The 3,216-nt window shown below is 39.5% G+C and carries 1 protein-coding gene; it reads left to right on the forward strand.

Annotated features, from left to right (window positions below; translation table 11 throughout):
• Window positions 1–479 precede the first annotated feature (479 nt).
• On the forward strand, window positions 480–3,216 hold a 2,737-nt coding region (gene sucA, locus AC52RT_RS01900), incomplete at its 3' end, for a 2-oxoglutarate dehydrogenase E1 component (protein ID WP_495539180.1).

A 3,216-nucleotide genomic window follows, 5' to 3' on the forward strand; every position in this document is an offset into this window, starting at 1 on the left:
GGTTAGGACATCAGGAGAAACAGGCAAAACTGCTGCATAGAAGCTATCAATATGGGAATTTAAGTTTAACTGCATGGAGATTTTAGGAGGATAGAAGGATTAAACCGGATTAAAATAGCTAGTGCTGGAAAATATAGAGAACACTCCTGTATACTAGAAGGGAGCTTTTGTTAAAATAAATAATTTGCAAAAACAGGGCTTATTTCAGGAAAAAGGAATGTAAACGCTATAATAAATGACGTGAAGCAGAATTCACATATAATATTATGGTTTCCTTGCCATTTTAACCTTTGGATATTTCCTTTAAAACATGGTAATATAACATTTGAAAACGTTTTATCCTTTAAATATTCATATCTTTTGAAATAATAACTATTTTTATATATATTCTCTAAAAATAGAAAATTAAGGATGGGCATTAGGGGATGGATAAAACGGTTAGAAAAATATTAAGTAAAAATTTGGGGGTTTAATAAAAAATGACCAACAAGACTGCTGCATACGACCCATGGAGAGCATTTTCTGGTCCAAACCTTGGGTATGTCTTGGAACAATACGATTTATATCAAGAAAATTCGGATGAGGTTGATCCGGAATTAAAAGAATTTTTCGCACAATCAGGACCGCCGCCAGAGGGCGAACAAACAAACAATAGTTCTGTTACCTCACCACAAGTTTCGACCGCACCAAAAGGTGAAGAACTGTCTATGAAAAAAATTATGGCTGCAGTGAAATTTTCTGAAAATATTCGTGCTTATGGTCATTTAGCTGCGAAGATTAACCCGCTGAATGATGAACCATTAGATAATGTACTTATCCATTTAGAACGATATGGATTGACAGCCGACGATTTAAAAAAAATCCCGGCTGAATTTATTTGTCCAGAGGCTCCAGCTGAAATAAAACACGGCTATCAAGCATTTGTCTATTTAAAACAGCTTTATACAAAAACCATTGCATTTGAATTTCAACAAGTAAATAATCTTGAAGAAAAACAATGGCTTCTTGATATGGTTGAATCAGGCAAAATGTTCCCTAGGATAAAAAATGAAAAGAAACGCTTATTATTAAAACGACTTATGGAAGTAGAAGGCTTTGAGAAATTCCTTCATCGTACATATGTCGGACAAAAGAGATTCTCAATTGAGGGACTCGATATGTTAGTACCGATTCTTGATGAGTTAATCTCACAATCTGTTCAAAATGGCACATCAAATGTCAATATAGCGATGGCGCATCGCGGGCGTTTAAATGTACTTGCACACGTCCTTGGCAAACCATATGAAATAATTTTTTCGGAATTCCAACACTCTCCGAATAAGGATCTTGTTCCGTCTGAGGGTTCGATTGGAATCAACGACGGCTGGACAGGTGATGTTAAGTATCATTTAGGGCTGGATAAACAAATTACGAAAGATAGTACACAAAAAGCAAGATTGACTCTTGCCAATAACCCGAGTCATTTAGAAGTTGTCGGTCCGATTGTGGAAGGCTATTCTCGTGCAGCTCAAGAAACACGTACGAAAGCAGGTTTCCCTGAACAAGATATTACAAAATCATTAGCTATTCTAATCCATGGCGATGCGGCATTCCCAGGGGAAGGGATCGTTCCCGAAACCTTTAATATGAGCCGCCTGCGCGGATATAAAACGGGCGGAACGGTTCATATCATTGCCAATAATATGATTGGTTTTACGACAGAAAGCCAAGATTCTCGTTCTACCCAATATGCAAGTGATTTGGCAAAAGGCTTTGAAGTTCCAATTGTTCATGTCAATGCTGATGATCCAGAAGCATGTCTTGCTGCGGTTTCACTTGCTCATCAATACCGGACGAAGTTTAAGAAGGACTTCCTTATCGACTTAATCGGATACCGTCGTTTCGGACATAACGAGATGGATGAGCCTTTAGTTACTCAGCCTGAAATGTATGCGAAAATCCATAAGCATCTTACGGTTAAAGATTTGTACAAGAATCGCCTAATCGAAACAGGTGCCCTAACTGAAGAAGAAACAATGATTCTTAATGAATCGGTCGATGAAAGATTAACCAAAGCATACGATCGTGTTTCAGGTGATAAACCAGAAGATATAGCTGAGTTGATTACACCAAAAAATATTGAAAAGGGACTTCCTATTATTGATACGGCTGTTCCTGTAGATGATTTAATCGAAATTAATAAAAAGCTTGTTGAATGGCCAGAAGGCTTTAGCGTAAACAAAAAGTTAGGACGCATTCTTTCAAGGCGTCTCGATTCATTCGAAGAAAACGGGAAAATTGATTGGTCTCACGCTGAAACACTAGCTTTCGCGACGATCCTGAAAGATGGGACGCCAATTCGTTTATCCGGACAGGACTCGGAGCGCGGTACCTTTGCACAGCGGAATATCATGCTGCATGACAGTGTCAATGGCCAGATGTATTCTCCTCTTCACACACTTGATTCAGTGAAGGCATCTTTTGCTGTTCATAATAGTCCATTGACTGAAACAGCGGTCCTTGCATTTGAATATGGCTACAATGTCTTCGCTCCTGAAACCTTAGTTATTTGGGAAGCACAGTTTGGTGATTTTGCCAATACAGCACAAGTGATTTTTGACCAATTTATTGCGGCTGGCCGTGCTAAATGGGGACAAAAATCAGGTCTTGTCATGCTGCTGCCACATGGCTATGAAGGTCAAGGACCTGAGCATTCAAGTGCTCGTTTAGAGCGGTATTTATCATTGGCTGCAGAGAACAACTGGACTGTTGCCAACCTTAGCTCTGCTGCACAATACTTCCATATTTTAAGAAGACAGGCCAAAACTTTGGAAATGGATGCAGTACGCCCGCTTGTTATGATGACTCCGAAGAGCTTATTGAGAAACCAGATCATGGCCTCAGAAGCTGCTGAATTTACGGAAGGGCAATTCCAATCGTTCATTGAGACAACCGGACTGGGAGAAAATCCAGAAGCGGTGGAACGTATCGTCTTCTGTACAGGTAAGCTTGCTGTCGAATTACGCGAAAAAGCAGCTTCAGACGGGAATGAAGAATGGCTGCAGATTATTTCAATTGAAGAAATCTACCCATTCCCATTCAATGGGATTAAAGAAGCACTAACAAAATATGAAAATCTTAAAGAAATTCTCTGGGTTCAAGAAGAGCCGAAGAACATGGGGGCTTGGACTTTTGTAGAACCACGTATTAATGCTGCAGCACCAAAAGAGCTTGAGG

It is taken from the genome of Peribacillus sp. (assembly GCF_059453735.1).